This is a genomic window from Nonomuraea sp. NPDC026600, from assembly GCF_040638335.1.
GTDB lineage: Bacteria > Actinomycetota > Actinomycetes > Streptosporangiales > Streptosporangiaceae > Nonomuraea.
On sequence record NZ_JBEZYD010000007.1, the window covers coordinates 394231 to 410237 of the forward strand.

The 16007-nt window shown below is 71.2% G+C and carries 18 protein-coding genes; 7 read left to right on the plus strand and 11 right to left on the minus strand.

Annotated features, from left to right (window positions below; genetic code table 11):
* Window positions 1-61 precede the first annotated feature (61 nt).
* Window positions 62-811, minus strand: a complete 750-nt coding sequence (locus AB0F17_RS20140; RefSeq protein ID WP_358024926.1) for a CbiX/SirB N-terminal domain-containing protein — start codon at window positions 809-811, stop codon at window positions 62-64.
* Window positions 808-1980 carry a uroporphyrinogen-III synthase gene (locus AB0F17_RS20145; RefSeq protein ID WP_358024928.1) on the minus strand — a complete coding sequence of 391 codons (1173 nt, stop codon included), beginning with the start codon at window positions 1978-1980 and terminating at the stop codon, window positions 808-810. Before AB0F17_RS20145 ends, AB0F17_RS20140 begins: the two co-directional genes overlap by 4 nt.
* A gap of 226 nt (window positions 1981-2206) precedes the next feature.
* Here AB0F17_RS20145 and def point away from each other — a divergent pair, with 226 nt between their 5' ends.
* Window positions 2207-2689, plus strand: coding sequence for a peptide deformylase (gene def, locus AB0F17_RS20150; protein WP_358024930.1), 483 nt, complete (start codon window positions 2207-2209; stop codon window positions 2687-2689).
* On the opposite strand, the gene AB0F17_RS20155 is transcribed toward def, so the two are convergent.
* The gene (locus AB0F17_RS20155; protein ID WP_358024970.1) at window positions 2628-2900 is read right to left on the minus strand and encodes a WhiB family transcriptional regulator; all 273 of its coding nucleotides are present in this window, start codon (window positions 2898-2900) and stop codon (window positions 2628-2630) included. The genes def and AB0F17_RS20155 overlap by 62 nt on opposite strands.
* 184 nt (window positions 2901-3084) lie before the next feature.
* Window positions 3085-3690, minus strand: coding sequence for an HAD-IIIA family hydrolase (locus AB0F17_RS20160; protein ID WP_358024932.1), 606 nt, complete (start codon window positions 3688-3690; stop codon window positions 3085-3087).
* 279 nt (window positions 3691-3969) lie between these two features.
* Between AB0F17_RS20160 and AB0F17_RS20165 the strand changes: the two genes are divergently transcribed.
* Both AB0F17_RS20165 and AB0F17_RS20170 read left to right on the plus strand, forming a co-directional pair.
* The gene (locus tag AB0F17_RS20165) at window positions 3970-4305 is read left to right on the plus strand and encodes a hypothetical protein (RefSeq protein WP_358024972.1); all 336 of its coding nucleotides are present in this window, start codon (window positions 3970-3972) and stop codon (window positions 4303-4305) included.
* Window positions 4306-4344: 39 nt separating this feature from the next.
* Entirely contained in the window at window positions 4345-5544 is a 1200-nt protein-coding gene (locus tag AB0F17_RS20170) for a glycosyltransferase (RefSeq protein WP_358024934.1), read from the plus strand.
* A gap of 33 nt (window positions 5545-5577) precedes the next feature.
* Here AB0F17_RS20170 and mshC read toward each other — a convergent pair whose 3' ends face one another.
* From mshC to AB0F17_RS20195, 5 genes are read right to left on the minus strand one after another with little or no spacing between them, the layout of a single operon-like run.
* Window positions 5578-6801, minus strand: a complete 1224-nt coding sequence (gene mshC / locus AB0F17_RS20175) for a cysteine--1-D-myo-inosityl 2-amino-2-deoxy-alpha-D-glucopyranoside ligase (RefSeq protein ID WP_358024936.1) — start codon at window positions 6799-6801, stop codon at window positions 5578-5580.
* Between the two features lie 10 nt (window positions 6802-6811).
* Window positions 6812-7462, minus strand: coding sequence for an NRDE family protein (locus tag AB0F17_RS20180; RefSeq protein ID WP_358024938.1), 651 nt, complete (start codon window positions 7460-7462; stop codon window positions 6812-6814).
* 50 nt (window positions 7463-7512) lie between these two features.
* Window positions 7513-8277 carry an SCO1664 family protein gene (locus tag AB0F17_RS20185; RefSeq protein ID WP_358024940.1) on the minus strand — a complete coding sequence of 255 codons (765 nt, stop codon included), beginning with the start codon at window positions 8275-8277 and terminating at the stop codon, window positions 7513-7515.
* Window positions 8274-8822: a DUF3090 domain-containing protein gene (locus AB0F17_RS20190; protein ID WP_358024942.1), complete on the minus strand. Its 549-nt coding sequence runs from the start codon at window positions 8820-8822 to the stop codon at window positions 8274-8276. Before AB0F17_RS20190 ends, AB0F17_RS20185 begins: the two co-directional genes overlap by 4 nt.
* A gap of 9 nt (window positions 8823-8831) precedes the next feature.
* Window positions 8832-9518 (minus strand): MSMEG_4193 family putative phosphomutase, encoded by a 687-nt coding sequence (locus tag AB0F17_RS20195; protein ID WP_358024944.1) that lies wholly within the window; start codon window positions 9516-9518, stop codon window positions 8832-8834.
* Between the two features lie 64 nt (window positions 9519-9582).
* Between AB0F17_RS20195 and AB0F17_RS20200 the strand changes: the two genes are divergently transcribed.
* Both AB0F17_RS20200 and AB0F17_RS20205 read left to right on the plus strand, forming a co-directional pair.
* Window positions 9583-10530, plus strand: a complete 948-nt coding sequence (locus AB0F17_RS20200; RefSeq protein ID WP_214636322.1) for an aldo/keto reductase — start codon at window positions 9583-9585, stop codon at window positions 10528-10530.
* A gap of 127 nt (window positions 10531-10657) precedes the next feature.
* A complete protein-coding gene (locus tag AB0F17_RS20205; protein ID WP_358024946.1) occupies window positions 10658-11491 on the plus strand; it encodes a hypothetical protein in 834 nt (277 codons plus the stop codon).
* 40 nt (window positions 11492-11531) lie between these two features.
* Here AB0F17_RS20205 and fabI read toward each other — a convergent pair whose 3' ends face one another.
* Entirely contained in the window at window positions 11532-12296 is a 765-nt protein-coding gene (fabI, locus tag AB0F17_RS20210; protein WP_358024948.1) for an enoyl-ACP reductase FabI, read from the minus strand.
* A 1-nt stretch (window position 12297) separates the two neighbouring features.
* On the minus strand, window positions 12298-12993 hold the full coding sequence (fabG, locus tag AB0F17_RS20215) for a 3-oxoacyl-ACP reductase FabG (protein WP_358024950.1): 696 nt from the start codon (window positions 12991-12993) through the stop codon (window positions 12298-12300).
* Window positions 12994-13070: 77 nt separating this feature from the next.
* On the opposite strand from fabG, the gene AB0F17_RS20220 reads away from it, so the two are divergent.
* On the plus strand, window positions 13071-14564 hold the full coding sequence (locus AB0F17_RS20220; RefSeq protein ID WP_358024952.1) for a TldD/PmbA family protein: 1494 nt from the start codon (window positions 13071-13073) through the stop codon (window positions 14562-14564).
* Window positions 14565-14605: 41 nt separating this feature from the next.
* The gene (locus AB0F17_RS20225) at window positions 14606-15973 is read left to right on the plus strand and encodes a metallopeptidase TldD-related protein (protein WP_358024974.1); all 1368 of its coding nucleotides are present in this window, start codon (window positions 14606-14608) and stop codon (window positions 15971-15973) included.
* The last annotated feature ends 34 nt before the right edge of the window (window positions 15974-16007 follow it).

Consider the following 16007-nt stretch of genomic DNA (forward strand, 5'->3'; position numbering starts at 1 on the left):
ACGGATCCTCTTCCTGACCCCGGCCGCGGACGCGATCAGGAAGAGGTGCGAAAAGCACTCTCTAGGCGGTCCGTACGGCGGTCCGGGTGTTCGGTACGGCGGTGCGGGTGCTCGCCTGGTCGAAGCGGTGCCAGATCAGCTCCACCACGGCGGGATCGGCTCCCAAGGGTTCGCTGACCAGGTCCGCGCCCGCCCCCGTCAGACGGCCGTGGAAGAAACCGGGCGCGAGCAGGTAAGAGGCGACCGCCAGGCGTGGCGCCGGGCTCGATCTGACGCGTTCCACGGCCTCACCGAGCGACGGGCTGCCCGCCGAGGTGAACGCGGCCGTGACCGGGCGGCCCAGCCGTACCGACAGAAGGTGGGCGGCGGCGCGGACGTCGGCGAGGCCGGCGGGGTCCGAGGAGCCCGCCGCGCCCAGGATGACCGTGTCGGCGGGGCGGAGTCCCGCGCGGGCCAGCTTGCGGGCGAGCGCGGTGGTGAGCAGCCGGTGCGGTCCGAGCGGCGGCGCGACGAGGGCGTCGGGGCGGTGCTCGGCGACGACGTTCGGCAGGTCGATGTGCACGTGGTAGCCGCCGGCGAGGAGCAGCGGCACCACGACCACAGGTCCGGGGACCGCGGACAGCACGTCGGCCAGCAAGGGTGAGCTGATCTCCAGGTAGCTCAGCTCGACGCGATGCCGGGGCCGCGTCCGCCGGACCGCCGCGGCCAGCGCGGCCAGGGATCGCTCCCCCGCCGCGCTCCGCGTCCCATGCGCGGCCAGGACCAGCGTCGGCGCGGTGGCTCCGGCCCCCATGGACGAGGGCGACGTCACAGGGAGGCCGCCTCGTGGGTGCAGGCGAGCCGGTAGCCCCGTTTGACCACTGTCTCGACGATCCCGCTGGGTCCGAGCGCGCGCCGCAGCCGCGTGATCGCCATCTCCACCGCGTGCTCCGCCGAGTCGCGCGACACGCTGCCCGGCAGCACGGTACGCAGGTCGGAGCGGGAGACCACATGGCCGGGCTTGTCGGCCAGGCGCTTGAGCACGGCCATGGGCGCGGGTGGCAACGGCCTGAGTTCGCCGTCGACGACGACCGCGTGCCCGCGGATCTCCAGCCGGTGCCCGCCCGCCTCCAGCCGGGTGACGCCGTGTTCCGGCAGGTGCCTGGCCAGCGCTCTGGCCAGCGCGCCGAGACGCGCCCGGTCGGGCTGCAGCGTGTGTACGCCACGCGTGACCAGCGGCCCGGCGGTGACCGGACCGACACAGGCGGCCACGACGCGGTCGCCGAACGCCGCCAGCAACTGCTCCTCCAGCCCTTCGGCCCGGGCGGCGCCGAGCATGGCGTGTACGGCGGGCGCGCTGGTGAAGGCCACGGCGTCCACGGCGCCGGACAGCGTCTGGGTGATGAGGCGGCGCAGCGGCGAGGGGTCGCGGTACGGCAGCCACCGGTAGACCGGGATCTCGATCACCTCGGCCCCGGCCTCCCGCAGCACGGCGACGAACTCCGTCAGCGGCTCGCCGTGCTGCTGCACCGCGATGCGGCGTCCGTGCAGGTCCTGGGCCAGGAGGTACTGCTTGACCTCCTCGCAGGACTCGGTGGCGGGGGTCCAGTGGTCGTTCAGCCCGGCGGCGCGCACCGCTCCCCTGGCCTTGGGGCCGCGGGTGAGCAGGCGGGCCCTGGTCAGGTGGTCGGCCAGGTCGGCGGACAGGCCCCAGCCCTCGGCCGCGGCCATCCAGCCGCGAAAGCCGACGCCGGTGGTGATGACCACGTCGTCCACCGGCCCGGCCAGGCTGAGCCGGGTGGCGGCCAGCAGGTCGGAGTCCTCGGAGAGCGGCACCAGCCTGATGGCGGGCGCGCTCACCACCCGCGCGCCGCGCCGTTCGAGCAGCGCGCCGAACTCCTCGCGCCGCCGGGTGGCGGTCACGCCGACGGTGAAGCCGGACAGCGCGTCCGGCGCCGTCTCCAGCGCTCGCGCCGGGTCGTCGAGGGGAAGCGCGCTCACGCGAACACCTCCTGTAGTGGTGGGCTTGGCCGGGCCCCGAGCACCCGGCCAAGCATCACAGGCCCATGAGCCGGAAGTGAGATCACAGAATAGATAGTGCTTTCAGGCGGTTTCGCCCCGGGGTCTCCCTTGTTACCGCTGTGCTACAACCCAGAACCCCGACGGTTGATCCCGAAGGCGCGCGGGAAGCCTCTCCCCAGACGACGCGACCAATCGGGGAGTTGCGGTGACAGTCCGTCCTATCCGTGTGTTCAGCGATCCGGTGCTCCGCTCGGTGGCGGCGCCGGTTCACGACTTCGACCGCGAACTCCGGGGGCTGGTCAAGTCCCTGACGGCGACGATGCGCGCCGGAGCCGGCCGCGCCGGCCTCGCCGCACCCCAGATCGGGGTGTCGCTGCGTGTCGTCGTCTACTCCTACGACGGCAAGTCAGGGTGCCTGGTGAATCCGCGGCTGGAGCTGTCCGAGCGGCGCATCACGGCGGACGAGGCGTGCCTGTCGGCGCCGGGTCTGTGGTGGCCGTTGGAACGTTCGTACATGGTCACGGCTCGTGGCCGCGACGCGTTCGGCAAGCCCGTCACCGTGCGGGCGCTGGGTGTGCTCGCCAGGGTGCTGCAGCACGAGGTCGATCACCTCGACGGTGTGCTGTTCAGCGACCGTCTCGAGGACGGCGAGCGCCAACGCTTTCTCGCTGAGGTGATGTCAGGATGAGTTCTCGCCGCTGTGACGGGTCGGTGCCGCCCCAGACGCCGTAGGCCTGTCCGGTGGTGAGCGCGTAGTCGAGGCAGGGCTCGCGTACCGGGCAGTCGCGGCAGACGACCTTGGCGCGCTCCACTTGCGCGTGGCCCGGCCCTTCGGGGGAGATCGGGAAGAACAGTTCCGGGTCTACGACCAGGCAGGAGGCCTTACGCGACCAATCCATCATCATCATGGTGAAGGCCTCTACCCCTCCTTTTTCCGGCCATACCTCCGCAAAAAGGAGATCCCAATCGGCCAGGAACCCTGGTCAGCCCGTAACGGGCCGGTGCCACGGCGCGGGCGGCCTTGCCGGTCCGGGCGGGGAGCTCCGGATAATTGACGAAGTTTTTACCCCTGGTCGGCCTTCCTCACCAGCGACTCCAGCCCACCAGCGGTGACCAGACCGCGGAGCCCATCCTCCCGGAAACCACTCCGCCGGCCTCGGCGACGGCGCTCAGCACGCGGTCCGCGACGTCGGACAGGCCCTCGGCCACCTCGGCGGCCTGCTGGATCTCCTCCGCGCGGGTCTGACCGCTCGGCACCAGGATGCCCCTGGCCCCCGCGGCCCTGGCCGCCTCCATGTCCCTGCCTATGTCGCCCACCACGACGCAGTCGCGCGGGCTGACGTCGAGGACGGCCGCCGCCCTGATCACCAGCCCCGGCGCGGGCTTGCGGCAGGTACAGCCGTCGCAGTCGTCGTGCACGCAGATGGCCCACGCGTCGAACGGGCCGAGGAGCTCCTCGACCCTGGCGTTCACCTGATCCATCTCGTCCGGCGTGAGCAGGCCCTTGGCCACGCCCGACTGGTTGGTGACGACCGCCACCTGCACGTCGGCCCGGCGCAGGCGCATCAGCGCCTCCCTCGCGCCCGGCATCGGCTCGACCCGCGCCGGGTCGCCGTTGTAGGGGACGTCCTTGATCAGGGCCCCGTCCCGGTCGAAGAGCACCGCCCCAGGACGTCGTGGTTCGAACACCTTTCACCTCCGTCGCGCTGACGCCCAGCTACCCGAGCGCCCCCTCCACAAACAACTACTCAGGGCGACGAACGGCAGATTCTGCTGGACCGCCGGGTGCGAATTGTCACCCGATGATCAGGGAAAACTCGCTGTCCCCCCACCTCTTCCGGATATTGGGAACGTTATCGGGAACCCTATAGATACCGGCACCGGCGCCGGTGAAGGCGCGTACGTAGTGGTCCACCCGGAGACGTCAGCACCTGGCCTGCCGAGCGGCATCGGCAAGCGGTCCGGGAGCTGGCCGAAAACGGGCACCGGGTCGTCGTGACAGGCAAGGAGCGCGAGCTCACCGCCTATGTCGCCCACGATGTTGCGGTCGACCTCGGCGGTGGAACGACGCTCTCACAGCTGGCAGCCCTCATCGAGCGGGCCGGCGTGCTCATGGCCGGAGACACCGGCCCCGCACCTGGCACCCGTGGTCGGTACGCCTGCCGTGAGCCTGTTCGCCCCCCCGGTTGTCCCGTCTTCCCTACAGGGTGCCCGCGGTGCTCCTCGGCGCCCGGCGAACCCCTTGCCGGGACACCAGGGCACGCGGGTGCCCGGTCCCCGGGCACCCATGTCCGTCGCAGGTGACAAGCGAGCAGGTGGTCAAAGCAGTGAGGGAGCTGACCTGTGAATGTCGATCTGATCTCTGAACACGCGGACCCCCTGGCCGCGATCGGCAGCGTCGACTCCGGCGGCCAGAACGTCTACGTCGCCGCGCTGGCCGTCGCGCTGGGAGAGCGCGGGCACAAGGTCGTCGTCCACACCCGCCGCTCCGATCCGGCCCAGCCGGACTCGGTGCCCCTGGCACCCGGCGTCACGGTCGAGTACGTCACGGCCGGGCCCGCGGCTCCGATCCCGAAGGACGAGCTCCCGCGGTACATGCCGGAGTTCACCGACCGTCTCGCCGATCGCTGGGCCGTGCGCCGGCCCGACGTCGCGCACGCGCACTTCTGGATGAGCGGCCAGGCGGCCCTGCAGGCCGCCGAGGACGTGCCGGTGGTGCAGACGTTCCACGCGCTGGGCACGGTCAAGCGGCGCTGGCAGGGTCAGGCCGACTCCAGCCCCGCGCACCGCCTCGCGACCGAGCGCGAGATCGGCGCCCGCGCCGACGCGGTGCTCGCCACCTGCGGCGACGAGGTGAACGAGCTGCGCGCGATGGGCGTGCCCGAGCAGCGCATCGCGGTGGTGCCGTGCGGCGTGGACCTGACCGAGTTCTGCCCCCAGGGCCCGGTCGCGCCGCGCGCCGGAGCGGGTATCCGGCGTCCGATGGTGCTCAGCATCGGCCGCCAGGTGCCCCGCAAGGGCGTCGGCACGGTGATCCAGGCCATGCGCCGGCTTCCCGAGGCCGACCTGGTCATCGCCGGCGGGCACCGGGACGGCGAGGAGTCGGTGCGGCTGCGCGAACTGGCCGCCGGATGCGGTGTCGGGGACCGGGTGCACGTGATCGGCAGCGTCCCCCGCGCCCACGTCCCGGCGCTCATGCGCTCGGCGGACGTGGTGGTCTGCGTGCCCTGGTACGAGCCGTTCGGCATGGTGGCGATCGAGGCGATGGCGTGCGGCGTGCCGGTCGTGGCCTCCGGGGTCGGCGGGCACCTCGACACGGTCGCGGGCTGCGGCGTGCTGGTGCCACCGCGCCGCCCGCGAGCGCTGGCCAGAGCCCTGCGCGACCTGCTCGCCGACGAGGACCGGCGCAAGGCGATCGGCGTGGCCGGGGCACGCCGCGCTCAGGAGAGGTACGGCTGGGCGCGCGTCGCCGAGCAGACCGAGGCCGTGTACGGGCAGGTGATCGACGGCAAGGTATGCCGTCTCGCCGCACTTGGGGGGTGATCACAAGGGTCGATGACCACGCGGCCGTCTCCTCTAGAGCGCGACGCCCAGCAGGGCGTCGGTCAGGTCGCGGACCAGGGCCGGTGCCGTCGGGTCCGAGCCGTCGCCCGACAGGGCCCGCTCGGCCCAGGCGTCGAGGGCGGCCAGCGCGCCCGGCGTGTCCAGGTCGTCGGCGAGCCGCTCGCGTACCTGGGCCAGCAGCCCGAGCGCCTCGGGCGCCGCGGCCAGCCCGATGGCCGAACGCCAGACGGCCAGCCGGGCCTCGGCCTCGGCGAGCTGGGCCGGGACGTACTCCCAGTCCTCTCGGTAGTGGTGGGCGAGCAGCACGAGCCGGATCGCCATCGGGTCGCGCACGGCCCGCAGCTTGGAGACGAAGACCAGGTTGCCCTTGGACTTCGACATCTTCTCGCCGTCGAGCGCCACCATCCCGGCGTGCGTGTAGAACTTGGCGAACGGCCACTCCCCGGTGGCCGCATGCCCCTCGGAGGCGCCGCACTCGTGGTGCGGGAAGATCAGGTCGGTGCCACCGCCCGCGACGTCGTAGCCGGCGCCCAGGTTGTCCAGGGCGATCGAGGTGCACTCGATGTGCCAGCCGGGCCGGCCGCGGCCGAGCGTCGACTCCCAGGCCGGCTCGCCGGGCCGCTCGGCCCGCCAGAGCAGCCAGTCGAGCGGGTCGCGCTTGCCGGCCCTGCCGGGGTCGCCGCCGCGCTCGGCGAACAGCTCGATCATCCGCTCCTCGCTGTAGCCGGACACCTGCCCGAACTTGGGCGCGTCGGCCACGCTGAAGTAGACGTCGCCGTCGAGCTCGTACGTGACACCCTTGGCGGCCAGCTCGGCGATCAGCTCGGCCACCCGGCCGACGACCTCGGTCACGCCGACGTACTCGCGCGGCGGCACGATGCGCAGCGCCTCCATGTCGGTGCGGAACAGCTCGATCTCGCGCTCGGCCAGGTGCTGCCAGGTGATCCCGGTCTGCTCGGCGCGCTCCAGGAGCGGGTCGTCGACGTCGGTGGCGTTCTGGGTGTAGTGCACCTCGTGGCCCGCGTCGCGCCAGAGCCTGCCGACCATGTCGAAGGCCAGGTAGGTGTTGGCGTGGCCCAGGTGGGTGGCGTCGTAGGGGGTGATGCCGCACACGTACATGCGGGCGGTCGGACCCGGATCGGTCTGCCGGACCTGCCCGGCCGCCGTGTCGTAGAGCCGCAGTGGGACGCTCTCACCAGGAAGAGCGGGAATGGTGGGGGCAGACCACGATCTCATGCCTTTGAGCCTATCCGTCCCGATCAGCGGTCAGGTCCGTGAACTCGTACGTCACACCCTCCGGGGCCAGCGTGACCAGGGTCACGGACAGCGAGGCGAAGACCCGGCCGTCGGGCAGCTCGTGCCGGAGGATCAGGGCCGACGGGTCGGCTGAGGGGGCGGCGGCGATGAGCTCGCGCCAGTCGGCGGAGCTCTCGAAGCGCGAGCGGTAGGCGGCCACCCGTTCGTGTTCCGGGTTGAGGCCGGTGTTGACGATCATGCTGGTGCCGTCGGGCAGCTCGGAGGTGCTGAGCCGTTCCCCGTCCCAGCTGAACAGGCGCGCCCGCGTCGGTTCGGCGAGCAGCAGGTGGAAGGGGTCGTAGCGGGTCAGGTCGACGTCGGGCAGGTCGCCGGCCCCGACGGCGAGGAGCGGCAGGTCGCCGCGGGAGGTCCTGGTGGTCTCGGGCGCGGGCCTGCCGTGCCCGTTGACGAGGGCGGCCGCGCGGCGGCCGGCGGGGTCGACCGCCAGCCAGGTGCCGCCCGCCTTGAGGTCGCGCCCGCCCAGCACGCCGGGATGTTCGGGCCAGTGCTCTCCCGGCCCCTCCCAGGGCCGGTCGGCGAACTCGTCTCGCACACCCATCAACGTCAGGGGCCGGCCCGTCTTCACGATCACCGTGCACATAAGGCAAAGCGTAGTAAACGGATTTACCACGGCTTCCAGGGGATGGCCGTTTACATCGGCGGCCAGGGAATGGCCGGCCAGTCTCGGGAGGGAGTGGGATGCAGGCCGGTTTCGAGCAGCCGTTTGATCCGGGTCCAGGTCGCCTCGACCTCGGCGAGCGTGAGCAGGTCGCGCAGCCTTCGGCCGAGCTGGCCCGACTCGATGTCGTGCTCCAGTTTGGTGAGCGTGGCCACGGCCTCGCGGGCCAGCGGCTTGCCTCGCCACTGCCAGAGCACGGTGCGCAGTTTGTCCTCGGCGGAGAAGCAGACGCCGTGGTCGACCCCGTAGACGTGGCCGGTGGGCAGCGGTAGCAGGTGGCCGCCCTTGCGGTCGGCGTTGTTGATCACCGCGTCGAACACCGCCATCCGGCGCACCACCGGGTTGCGGCTGCGTACCAGGCGCATCAGGTCGACCTCGCGTTCGGTGTCGATCCAGAGCTGGCACATGCCGGGGCCGAACGGGCCCTCCCGGTAGACGGTCGGCGGCACGATCTGCCAGCCGGTCGCCTGGGAGACCTCGAACGCCGCGACCTCACGGGCGGCCAGCGTGCCGTCCGGGAAGTCCCAGAGTGGGCGCTCGCCGCGTACCGGCTTGTAGACACACGCGGCGGTGCGCTCGCCGAGCGTGATCGAGCAGTAGAGCGTCATGTTGGTCGCCTCGACGAGGCGGCCCGCGACCTCCAGGCGGCCGTCGCGGAGCAGCTTGAGCGCCCCCTCGTCCTCCAGGGGCGACGGGTGCGACGGCTTGGTAGCCGGTTCGCTCTCCGGAGCGCTCATGACGTCGCCTCACCCCCGCGATAGCCGTTGAGACGGACGCAGACGTGTCCCTCGGGGTCGAGCGGCTGTCCGCAAAGGGGACACGCCGGTCGGCCCGCAGCGACGAGCTGGAGCGCCCGCTGAGTGAACGCACGGGCGACCCCGGCACTGATCCGCACCCGCAGCATGGCGGGCTCGGGTGCCTCGACCACTTCCTCGTCGATGATCTCCTGCGCTTCTATCACCACCTGTGACGTGTCGGGATCCCAGGCCAGTGCCATGGTGCCGACCCTGAAGTCCTCGGTGACAGGCACCTCGAGGGGCTTGTCGTCGGTCAGGTCGGCGGGCGCCATGGCAGGCACGTGCGCGGTGCCCCCACTGCGGCGCAGCACCTCGTCGAGCAGCTCGTCCAGCCTGCCCGCGAGTGCGGCCACCTGCAGTTTCTCCAGCGCTACCGTGGTCAGTCTGCCCTCGGCTCTGGCCTGCAGAAAAAAGGCTCGTGCGCCCGGTTGCCCCAAGGCACCGGCCACGAACCTCTCTGGTGGGTCGTAGTCGAAGACCGGCATAGCCTGACCTTACGTGGTTCCGGGTCCACCACCGACGGCGGCATCGCTCCCGGTGAGTTTTTCTCCCCCGTCTTTCTCCTCCGAATCCTCGGGAAGCTGCAATTCCCCCATATCGTTAAGCCTGAGCACAAAGGGACGCAGGGGGGCATAGCGAATGACGGTGAGAGCCGCAGGATCCGCTGTTATCCGTTGAAAGTGATCCAGGTGGAGTCCCAGCGCATCGGCGACGATCGCCTTGATCACGTCTCCGTGGCTGCAGGCCAGGTAGACTCCCTTCCCCCCAAGGCGTTGGTTCCACTCCCGTACGGCGGCCACGGCCCGGTGTTGCATGACGGTCAGTGGCTCCCCTTCCGGAAATGTCACCGCACTGGGATGGGCCTGGACGACCTGCCACAACGGCTCCTTCGCCAGCTCCGCCAGCGGCCGTCCGGTCCACGCTCCGTAACCGCACTCCACGAACCGCTCGTCGGTCTGTACGTCCATGCCGCGTCCTTCGGCGACGGCCAGGGCCGTCTCCTGGCAGCGTTCGAGCGGGCTGGAGACGATGGCGTCGAGCCGGACCTTCGCGATGCGCCCGGCCAGCGCCACGGCCTGCGCCCGGCCCGCCTCGCTCAGATGCACTCCGGGAGTACGGCCGGCGAGCACCGGCCCGGTGAGGGCGGTAAGCCCATGGCGGACGAGAAGGAGGGTGGTCACCGACCAAGTGTCGCAGGCGCGGATCACGGCGTTTGACGCACCCGGGCGGTAACCTGGCGGGATCATGGAGCAGCGCTATGTCGGCCGGAGCGGCCTGTCGGTGTCCCGCCTGGGGCTCGGCACGATGACCTGGGGGCGTGACACCAGTGCCGACGAGGCGGCGGCGCAGCTCCGCACGTTCATGAGCGCGGGCGGCACCCTGGTCGACACGGCCGACGTCTACACCGGCGGCGACGCCGAGCGCCTGCTCGGCCGGATGCTGCGCGACTCGGTGCCCCGCTCCGAGCTGGTGATCTCGACCAAGGCGGTGGTGACGCCGTCGGGCCGGCGGCCGCGGGACGCCTCCAGGCGCCACCTGATCGCCGCGGTCGACGACTCACTGAACCGGCTGGGCCTCGACTACATCGACCTCTGGCAGCTGCACACCTATGACGCCGAGGTGCCGCTGGAGGAGACGATGGCGGCGCTCGACGCGATCGTCTCCTCGGGCCGGGCGGTCTACGCGGGCGTCTGCGACTACGCGGGCTGGCAACTGGCCGCCGCCGCGGTCATGCAGCGGGTGATCCCCGGCCGCATCCCGATCACCTCCGCCCAGGCCGAATACTCCCTGCTGGCCCGCGAGCCGGAGCGCGAGCTGCTGCCCGCCGCCGAGCACGTGGGCGCGGGCGTGCTGGCCTGGTCACCACTCGGCAGGGGCGTTCTGACAGGCAAGTACCGGACGGGAATCCCGGCCGATTCGCGGGCCGCTACGCCGCATTTCGCCGATTTTGTCCGCCCTTATCTCGACGAACGCAGCCGTCGTGTGGTCGAATCCGTGATGACCGCGGCCGACGGGCTCGGTGTTTCGCCGTTGGCTGTGGCACTCTCATGGGTGCGCGACCAGCCGGGCGTGGCTTCCGCCATCGTCGGCGCCCGCACGCACGCCCAGCTCGCCGGCGCATTGACCGCCGAGGACGTGGTGTTGCCCCGAGAGATACGTGAGGCCCTGGATGACGTGTCGTCGCTCGACTGAGGGCGAACGAGAGTCATGCTCGCGTGTCACGCGTCGATACCGAATCGCAACTTTAGCCGGAAAACACCTGCGTCGCACCGCCGAAGTCCATCAAGATTTCCTCCGTAAGCAACCCAGGAGGGGACGGATGGGGAGCAGGACCGCGATCTCGGCTGGAGCTCTCGCATTGGCGCTGGTCGCGATCCCGGTCATCGCGTCGCCCGCGCTGGCCGAGGCCACCGACTGCACGCGCGGTGACGGACTGCTCTCCGGAGTGACGAACGGCCTGTGCGACGTCGTGGAGGCGGTCACCGGCACGGTCGACACCCTCACGGGCAACACCCTCGATCCCGTGACGAAGACGGTCGACAAAACCGCGGACGACGTCCTCGGCACGGTGGGCGACGCGGTCCCGACGACGATTCCCACCACGACGGGGCAGCCCCAGCCGACACCGTCGGACGACCACCTGCTGCCCAACACCCTCAGCGATGGCTGTCTCCCGGTGCTGGCCTGCGAGAAGCAGGACGTCCAGACACACCACAAGGACCCCGGCAACCCCGAGGACTCCGCCAAGCCCACACCCACGGCGAAGCCCAACAAACGTGACAAGAAGGACTCAACGCCGACGACCCTCCCGACGGGGGGCCCGACGCCGCCGGAGACCGAGCCGTACGAGCTGGACACGACCGAACACCCGGTCAAGGACATCCAGACCGCCGATACGGACGAGCCCCGAATAGACCTCCTGTGGCCCAACCCGTTCGCCAGGGACCTCACGGATCCCCTGCGCGATCAGCCCATCATCCGCCCGTCGAAACCCGCCTCGGACGTCCTGGGCACCTCGCTGACGATCGCCCTCCTGACGTCGGCGATCATGGCCACCCGCATCGTCCAGCAGCGCCGCCAGCGTACGGAACAGCCGGACTCGATCCCCTTCGAACCGGCCAGAGCGGCCAACAGCCGCCACCGCCTGGCTTAGACAGCCGGCGGCGACGGCCGCGGATCCGGGTCAGAACAGGTCAGGCGCCGATCGCGTGGGCGCCGCCGTCCACGTGGACGATCTCGCCGGTGGTGGCGGGGAACCAGTCGGACATCAGCGCGACGCACGCCTTGGCGGCGGGGACCGTGTCGGACAGATCCCAGCCCAGCGGGGCACGCTCCGGCCAGCTGTCCTCGAACTCCTTGAAGCCCGGGATCGACTTGGCGGCCATGGTGCGCAGCGGCCCGGCGGCGACGAGGTTGACGCGGATGTTCTGCTTGGCCAGGTCACGGGCGAGATAGCGGTTGCACGACTCCAGGCCCGCCTTGGCGACGCCCATCCAGTCGTAGACCGGCCACGCCTTGCTCGCGTCGAAGTCGAGGCCGACGACCGCGCCGCCCTCCTTCATCAGCGGCAGGCAGGCGACGGCCAGCGACTTGTAGGAGTACGTCGAGATGTGCATGGCCGTGGCGACGTCCTCCCAGGTGGTGTTGAGGAAGTTGCCGCCGAGGGCGCTCTGCGGGGCGAAGGCGATGGAGTGGACGACGCCGTCGAGGCCGTCGACGTGCTCGCCGACCCGGGCGGCCAGCGTGTCGAGGTGCTCGGTGTTCTGGACGTCGAGCTCGATCACCGGCGGCGTCTCGGGCAGCCGCTTGGCGATGCGCTCGACCAGGCTCATCCGGCCGAACCCGGTGAGCACCACGGTGGCGCCCTCCTCCTGGGCCAGCTTGGCCACCGAGAACGCGATCGACGCGTCGGTGAGCACGCCGCTCACGAGGATCCGCTTGCCTTGGAGAATTCCCACGTCAGTGCCCCATTCCGAGTCCGCCGTCGACCGGGATCACGGCCCCGGTGATGTAAGAGGCGTCGTCGCTCGCCAGGAAGCGGACGACGCGCGCGATCTCGCCCGGCGACGCCTGGCGCCCGAGCGGGATGTTCTTGATGATGGCCTCCACGTCGAGATCGGCCGTCATGTCGGTGGCGACGAAGCCGGGCGCGACCACGTTGACGGTGATGCCGCGCGAGCCGTACTCGCGCGCCATGGAGCGGCCGAAGCCGATGAGGCCCGCCTTGGAGGCGGCGTAGTTGGTCTGGCCGGCCGAGCCGGCCAGGGCGACGACGGAGGAGACGAGGATGACGCGGCCGCGCTTGAGCTTCATCATGGGCCTGATGGCCCGCTTGGCCACGCGGAAGGCGCCGGTCAGGTTGGCGTCGATGACGTCGGTGAAGGTCTCTTCCTTCATCATCGCCAGCAGCGTGTCCTTGGTGACGCCCGCGTTGGCGACCAGCACCTCGACCGGGCCCTGCTCGGCCTCGATCTTGTCGAAGGCGGCCTCGACGTCGGACATGCTGGTCACGTCACACTTGACGCCGAACAGCCCCTCCGGCGGCTCCCCCGATCGGTAGGTGACCGCGACGGCGTCGCCGGCCGCGGCTAGTTCACGGGCGATCGCGAGGCCGATGCCGCGATTGCCTCCGGTGACGAGTACAGAGCGTGCCATGGCACCAGACGCTATCTCCTACCGGCGGGTATGCACTTGTCCGGGACGTACAAGATCACGGGGTTAGGATCGTGGACATGCGCCAGATCGATTCCGATTTCCTGGAGCTGCCGATGCGGCAGCTGGCGGACGCCGCCCTGCAACGCGCTCGTGACCTGGGCGCCGAGCATGCCGACTTCCGGTTGGAACGCGTCAGAGCCGAGACGCTCAGCCTCTACGACGCCCGGCTCGAAGGCGCCATGGACGCCGACGACCTCGGCTACGCGGTCCGTGTCGTCAAGGGCGGCACGTGGGGCTTCGCCGCCGGCATCCATCTCACGCCCGAGGCGGCGGCGGCGGTGGCCGAGCAGGCGGTGCGGGTGGCCGAGGTGAGCGCCCCCATCAACCGGGAGCCCATCGAGCTGGCCCCCGAGCCGGTCCACTCCGAAACGGTGTGGGTCTCCGCCTACGACGTCGACCCGTTCGAGGTGCCGTCGGCGGAGAAGGTGGCGCTGCTGGCCGACTGGTCGGCCGGGCTGCTCAAGGGCGCCGACCACGTCTCGGCCCGGCTGCTCCAGGTCAAGGAGCAGAAGTTCTACGCCGACACGGCGGGCACGATGACCACGCAGCAGCGGGTGCGGGTGCATCCGAAGCTCAACGCGATGAAGGCGGCGGGCGGCGGGTTCGACGACATGTCGACGATCGCGCCTCCGGTGGGCCGCGGCTACGAATACCTGACGGGCACCGGCTGGGACTGGGCCGACGAGCTGGCCCGGCTCCCCGGGCTGCTGGCGGAGAAGCTGGCGGCGCCCTCGGTGGAGGCGGGCGACCACGACCTGGTGATCGACCCGTCCAACCTGTGGCTGACCATCCACGAGTCGATCGGGCACGCCACCGAGCTCGACCGGGCGCTCGGCTACGAGGCGGCCTACGCGGGCACCAGCTTCGCCACGTTCGACCAGCTCAACGAGCTCGTGTACGGCTCACCGGTGATGAACGTGACCGGCGACAGGACGGTCACGCACGGCCTGGCCACGGTCGGCTTCGACGACGAGGGCGTGCGGGGGCAGAGCTTCGACATCGTCAGGGACGGCATCCTGGTCGGCTACCAGCTCGACCGGCGGATGGCGCTGATGAAGGGGTTCGGGCGGTCCAACGGGTGCGCGTTCGCCGACTCGCCGGGGCACATGCCGATCCAGCGGATGGCCAACGTCTCGCTCGCCGCCGCGCCCGACGGGCCCTCGACCGAGGAGCTCATCTCGCGGGTCGAGCGGGGCCTCTACATCGTCGGCGACAAGAGCTGGTCGATCGACATGCAGCGCTACAACTTCCAGTTCACCGGGCAGCGGGCCTACCGGATCTCGCACGGCGAGCTGGCCGGGCAGGTGCGCGACTTCGCCTACCAGGCGACCACGACGGACTTCTGGCGGTCGATGGAGGCCGTCGGCGGCCCGCAGACGTACGTGCTGGGCGGCGCCTTCAACTGCGGCAAGGGGCAGCCGGGCCAGGTCGCGCCGGTCAGCCACGGCTGTCCGTCCGGGCTGTTCAGGGGCGTACGGGTCCTCAACACCGTGCAGGAGGGTGGAAAGTGAGCGAGCAGCGATCCCCTACCGGGCAGATCTCTCCGCAGGACATGGTGGAGAAGGCTCTGGAGCTGTCCACCACCGACGGCTGCGTCGTGCTCGTGGACGAGGGGTCCACGGCCAACCTGCGCTTCGCGGGCAACACGCTGACGACCAACGGCGTGGCCCGCTCCGCCCGGCTGACCGTGATCTCGATCGCGGGCCAGGGCGTGGGCGTGGTCTCCCGGGCCGCCGTACGACCGGATCAGCTCGCCGGCGTGGTGGCCGCGGCCGACCGGGCGGCGCGCGAGGCGCGGCCCGCCGAGGACGCGCGGCCGCTGGTCGAGGGCGTCCCGGCGAGCGCCTCGTGGGCGGAGCCGGTGACCCCGACCGACATCGGGGTGTTCGAGCGGTTCGCGCCCGCGCTCGGCGACGCGTTCGCCGCCGCCGAGGCCGGTGGCCGGCGGCTGTACGGCTTCGCGGAGCACTCGCTGACCTCGACGTTCCTCGGCACGTCCACCGGGCTGCGCCTGCGCCACGACCAGCCGTCCGGGCGGCTGGAGCTCAACGCCAAGTCGGCCGACCTGAAGCGCTCGGCCTGGACGGGCGTGGGCACCCGCGACTTCTCCGACGTGGACGTGGCGGCGCTGGACGCCTCGCTGGCGCAGCGGCTGGAGTGGGCCAAGACCCGGGTGGACCTGCCCGCGGGGCGCTACGAGACCGTGCTGCCGCCGAGCGCGGTGGCCGACCTGATGATCTACGCGTACTGGTCCGCGGGCGCCAGGGACGCGCTGGACGGCCGCTCGGTCTTCGCCAAGCCCGGCGGCGGCACCCGCGTGGGCGAGCAGTTGGCCACGCTGCCGGTGACGCTCGCCAGCGATCCGGCCGCCCCCGGCATCGAGTGCGCGCCGTTCGTGATCGCCCACGCCTCCAGCCGCGAGAGCTCGGTGTTCGACAACGGCCTGCCGCTGTCGGCGACCGACTGGGTGCAGGACGGGCGGCTCGGCGCGCTGCAGCAGACGCGCTACTCGGCCGAGCTCAGCGGGCTGGCCGTCACGCCCGCGATCGACAACCTGATCATGCGGGCGCCCGGCGACGGGCGTTCGCTGGCGGAGATGATCGCCGGCACCGAGCGCGGACTGCTGCTCACCTGCCTGTGGTACATCCGCGAGGTCGATCCGCAGACGCTGCTGGTGACCGGGCTCACCCGTGACGGGGTCTACCTGGTCGAGCACGGTGAGGTCGTGGGCGAGGTGAACAACTTCCGGTTCAACGAGAGCCCGGTCGACCTGCTGGGGCGGCTGTCCGAGGTGGGTTCCAGCGAGCAGACGCTGCCGCGCGAGTGGAACGACTACTTCAGCCGTACCGTGATGCCCGCCGTCGAGGACGGGCGGCTGAGCTGCGACCGCGACGCCCCCTTCGACTTCAGACTCCCCTAGACCCCGATCACCAACCATGACGTGCGCACGAGCG